The 4,493-nt window shown below is 43.7% G+C and carries 4 protein-coding genes; 2 read left to right on the top strand and 2 right to left on the bottom strand.

What is annotated here, in order from left to right:
* Positions 1 to 70 precede the first annotated feature (70 nt).
* Together AAC147_RS05905 and AAC147_RS05900 are read right to left on the bottom strand one after the other, a co-directional pair.
* A complete protein-coding gene (locus tag AAC147_RS05905) occupies positions 71 to 427 on the bottom strand; it encodes a hypothetical protein (protein WP_047685972.1) in 357 nt (118 codons plus the stop codon).
* 1 nt (position 428) lies between these two features.
* Complete coding sequence (locus tag AAC147_RS05900; RefSeq protein WP_047685969.1) at positions 429 to 1,046, bottom strand: recombinase family protein; 618 nt, start codon at positions 1,044 to 1,046, stop codon at positions 429 to 431.
* Positions 1,047 to 1,241: 195 nt separating this feature from the next.
* On the opposite strand from AAC147_RS05900, the gene AAC147_RS05895 reads away from it, so the two are divergent.
* Complete coding sequence (locus AAC147_RS05895) at positions 1,242 to 2,048, top strand: DUF4158 domain-containing protein (protein ID WP_231571639.1); 807 nt, start codon at positions 1,242 to 1,244, stop codon at positions 2,046 to 2,048.
* Between the two features lie 87 nt (positions 2,049 to 2,135).
* Positions 2,136 to 4,307: a Tn3 family transposase gene (locus AAC147_RS05890; protein ID WP_197056433.1), complete on the top strand. Its 2,172-nt coding sequence runs from the start codon at positions 2,136 to 2,138 to the stop codon at positions 4,305 to 4,307.
* Positions 4,308 to 4,493: the final 186 nt, after the last annotated feature.

Below are 4,493 nucleotides of genomic sequence, written 5' to 3'. Positions count from 1 at the left end.
GAGACCACGTATTCTACCTGGGGTCCAGTGGAAGAACCCTCGAAAATGACGAGTAACGTAACCTGTCGTTTTAATGAATTGATTTACTGCTTGTTTTTTCCACTTCATCCTCCAGAGTCAGTGGCCGTTTGACCAGCGTCAACAATTGCGGAGCGACGTTCCAGCGGTTGCCGTTCTCAGTGTGAACTGTGACCGACTTTTTGTTCAGGCGCACCAGTATCCCGATAATTTCATCGCCATCAGTCTGGAAACTCACCACATCGCCTGGGCGGAAATCAGCCATACTCTGCATTGTCCGCTGGCGTTGTAACATATTGAGACGGTTAACAATACGGTCATGAAGCGTTCTGAGCACCGCCTCAGGCATTTCATCGACCAACTCATCAATATTGAGCCCCTGGAGCTCTCGGGTCGTTTGTTTCTTCATGTTAGTAGGAGTCGCCTTTCGTTTGCCCATTAATACCTTCCCTCTGTTGCTGAAGATACGAAAAGAAGGTTCGCCGGCCAACCCCCGTCAACCCACAAACTTCGGCCGCTGTCTTATCTGAATTTTCATACAAAATTCTGGCATGTTCTAACTTATCGAGGTCAGTTCGTGGACGGCCACCGCTTTTACCTCTGGCTTTGGCCGCCGCTCTCCCGGCAGCTGCGCGCTCTGCTTTAAGTTCCCGTTCCATCTGGTGAATTACCCCCATCATGGACAGAAAACCGCGCCTTGTTGCTGTGCTGGTATCGATATTTTCCCTCAGCGAGACCAGATTGATTTGCCGCGCTTCCAGTTGTTGGCTCGTTTGCAGCATATCAAGCAATGATCGTGTCATTCGGCTCAGTTCGGTCACCACCAGACTGTCGCCTGTACGTAGATGCTCCAGCAATAGCTCCCACCCGGGCCTGTTCATGCGCGATCCTGTCATTTTGTCGGTAAATATTTTGCTGCAGCCGGCTTTCTCTAAGGCATCAATCTGGGAGTCCAGGTTTTGTCCGGCACTACTGACCCGGGCATAACCCACCCGATAGGCTGTAATTTTTGATATTTCATTGTTCATGGTGTAAAAACCTTACTGCTATGTATAATAAATGCACGATGATTATAGCAACGGTTTTTGCACTGAAAAGAGCCCGCTTAATTAGATCTTTGATCATCGACACAGAGAGTGCAAAAAGTACACTTTTTATACTCTCTGAATGAAGGCTGTTGAGCCTCTCACTGAAATCCACATAGAGGTTGTCAATACCTGACTATGAGCGAACGATTGGAAAATATTAAACGTATCCAACTGTTATCAAATGCTGAAGTCGAAGAGCTTTACAGTCAACCGGAATTCAATGACCATGAGCAACGGCTTTACTTCACGTTAACGCAATCTGAAAGGGATGCATTAGCACAGTTCAGTAATACTAAAACGCGTATTTTCTTCATATTGCAACTGGGTTATTTCAAGGCTAAACAGCAATTCTTCAGTTTCTCACTGGAGGATGTCAGTAACGATGTTCAGTTTATTGCGAATGTTTATTATAAAAACTCCCTCACGACATCGTTCACTGGGCGTATTTCCCGTGATTATGTACGAATTCAGCGGCAGGTAATCCTTTCTTTATTCAATTATTGTGCCTGGACATCTGATTTGGTGTCAGACATACAATCACATATCAGCAATCTTCTCCGTTATTACCCCAAAGGACATAGTGCATTTCGTCAGTTGTTGGTCTACTTTGATCGTCAAAAAATCATTATACCTTCCTATACCTCATTTCAGGATATATTCACCAGAGCATTTAGCGATGAAGACAAGCGGCTAAAGGCTGTCATCGAATCGGTGCCGGAAGCCATTGGTGAGCAGCTTACAGCGCTTATTGATCGGGATGATGGTCTTACTTCACTCAATATTATTCGGGCTGATCAAAAGGATTTTCAGTATACAGCGGTCAAAACGGAAGTGGACAAAGCCTTACGGCTCAGGGATTTGTACATCTTCACTAAAGGTTTTATTCCGTCATTAAATCTGTCGAAAAACGCAGTGCGTTATTATGCTGATATTACGGAATAATACGCTGCCTCCCGATTGAGGAGGCTAAGTAAGCATCAACAGTGGTTGCATATTCTCTGCTTTGTTCACTACCGCTATCAGCAGATCATGGACAACCTCATCGTGAGTTTTAACTACCATACCCGCGCTATCATGGATGCGGGCAAAATTTATGCTTCTATAGCCCATATGGAGCACAGTTCTGCTGTAGTAACCGACTTCCCTAAGCTGGCAAAATTCCTGAAGTGGTTCCCAACAAGAAACCCGGAACTGACATCGGACGAGTTAAATAATATAGCTTACAGCATCTTACCCAGAGAGCAATTTTCGGCGATGGCTCAATTTCTGGAGGGTAAATCCTTTGATAAAAAAGCCGCACTTTGGGAATATTACGGAAAAACATCCAGGATTTTCTCACTGTATTTACGTCCTGTACTTACCTCCGTGGTTTTTGAATATTACAAAGCAGACAGTTATATAGGAGGGTTAGTTTCTATTTTAAAATCGCATTACGTCAGTGGAAAAAGTCCATCTGATTTGAAAATTTGTGATGACCTTGGATTTACCATACCTAAAAGCATGACCAGATATTTAAAGCGTAAATCAACTGATACTCACATAGATCCTTATCGTTTCGAGTTTTTTGTCTATCAGAAAGTTTATCATGAGATTGACCGGGGAAGATTGTACTGTAACGACAGTGTATCCTACTGTGATATTGATATCGATCTGATCGACGATACTCTGGTAGATGATGCTGAAAAGATCTCAGCGGACTTTGGTTACCCCAAAATCCCTGTTTACTGTGATCAACGTCTTGATAACGCTCTTCAGGAGCTCAATGATGCTTGGGAAAGAACCACTCGTAATATAGATAACAATAATAATCCCGGATTCAATATCTGGGAGACTAAAACAGGTCAGCAATGCTGGAGCCTACTCTATGACAGTACTGAGAAACTGGATGATGCTTTCTTCAAAAAACTACCCAAAGTTGACATCGCTAACATAGTGATGTTTATTGGCGAGCATATTGGTATGTGGAATGGGTTTACTCACATAAAAGATCGTTACATTAAGCGAAAAAAGCCGTTGCCTCTGGCAATAACCGGCTGTTTGTTATCAGAAGCCTTCGGATTTGGTGTTCTGAAAATGGCAGATATGTCCGATCTTGACATCAGTCCGTTACGCTCGACACGAGAAGACTTTATTCGTGTTGACACATTATGTTCTGCCAACGATATTGTCAGTAATCATATTCATTCATTACCCATATTCAGGCAGTGGGATCTCATAGATAACAAAATTCTGGCGGATGCTGACGGGCAAAAATTTTCGACAACGGACAGTACTATCCAGTCTCGCTACTCCAGAAAATATTTGGGTAAAGGGCGCGGCATATCCTTGTATACTTTGATTGCCAATTATGTCGCAGTGAATGCCAAGAATATTGGCCTGAATGAGTATGAAGGACACTCTCTTTACGACATGATTTACAACAATAAAACCGATATTGACATTCATATGGTCACGGGCGACAACCACTCACTGAATCAGCTGAATTTTGTCACGCTTGATTCGATAGACGTTGATTATGTCCCCAGCATCAAAAATGTAAGGAGTGCAGCAGATGGTTTACATGCTACCCAACCACTGGATAACTACACGGGCTTAATAAAATCCAAAAAAGTTATCAATGTTGAACGAATACGTTCTCAACGTCGTGGCGTGATACGGGTGTTACTTTCACTCATCATGCAGGAAAACACGCAAAGCAATATCATTCGCAAACTAAACTCCCATGCTCGCTATGCCAGGTTAAAAGCCGCATTATTTGAATACAATGCAATATTTAAAAGCATCCATGTCCTGAATCTGATCGACGATATGCAACTCAGGAAAGCCATACGAAGCGCCAGAAACCGTACCGAGGCTTACCACCAACTTCAGAGAAATATAAGGAAAACGTATCACGGTGTATTCCAGGGTAAAAGGATCGTTGAAAACCGCATAAGTGCCCATGCAGCAAGGTTAATTGCTAATGGCATTATTGCTTACAACAGTATGATCCTGAATTCTGTCTATGAAAGAATGGTTGCCAGCAGTGTATCTCAGAACATTATTGATGAATTCACTCGGATATCACCAATAGCCTGGAGCCACATGTTGTTTACTGGTCGCTACAATTTTAAGAAAAGTAACGGGGTGCTTGATATTGACGCGATGTCGCTGATGCTGGAAGCACACGTGAAACAACATTTTTGGCACGATAACAGATAAGGATCCCGTACTCGTCATTCTCGAGGGGTCTTCCACTGGACCCCTACCTGTGGCCTGAAAATCTTCTGCGTGGATGGCACCCAGTTTAAGGTACCCGAAACGGGCGATAATCAACACCTGGGTTATGCCTCCGGCAAAGCCGCTTTTCCCTCTGTTTTAGCGGTGCCCCTGATGTCCGCCCGGCCA

The sequence above is a fragment of the Xenorhabdus sp. NBAII XenSa04 genome, from assembly GCF_963866145.1.
In the GTDB taxonomy this organism is placed as follows: domain Bacteria; phylum Pseudomonadota; class Gammaproteobacteria; order Enterobacterales; family Enterobacteriaceae; genus Xenorhabdus; species Xenorhabdus indica.
Note: the sequence above shows the minus strand (reverse complement) of the source record. Positions and strands in the feature narration are given on the sequence as shown.

Excerpts from the sequence above, each read along its gene's own strand:
- AAC147_RS05900 (WP_047685969.1), bottom strand. The coding sequence starts at position 1,046 with ATGAACAATGAAATATCAAAAATTACAGCCTATCGGGTGGGTTATGCC.
- AAC147_RS05890 (WP_197056433.1), top strand. The coding sequence starts at position 2,136 with ATGGACAACCTCATCGTGAGTTTTAACTACCATACCCGCGCTATCATG.
- AAC147_RS05895 (WP_231571639.1), top strand. The coding sequence starts at position 1,242 with ATGAGCGAACGATTGGAAAATATTAAACGTATCCAACTGTTATCAAAT.
- AAC147_RS05905 (WP_047685972.1), bottom strand. The coding sequence starts at position 427 with ATGAAGAAACAAACGACCCGAGAGCTCCAGGGGCTCAATATTGATGAG.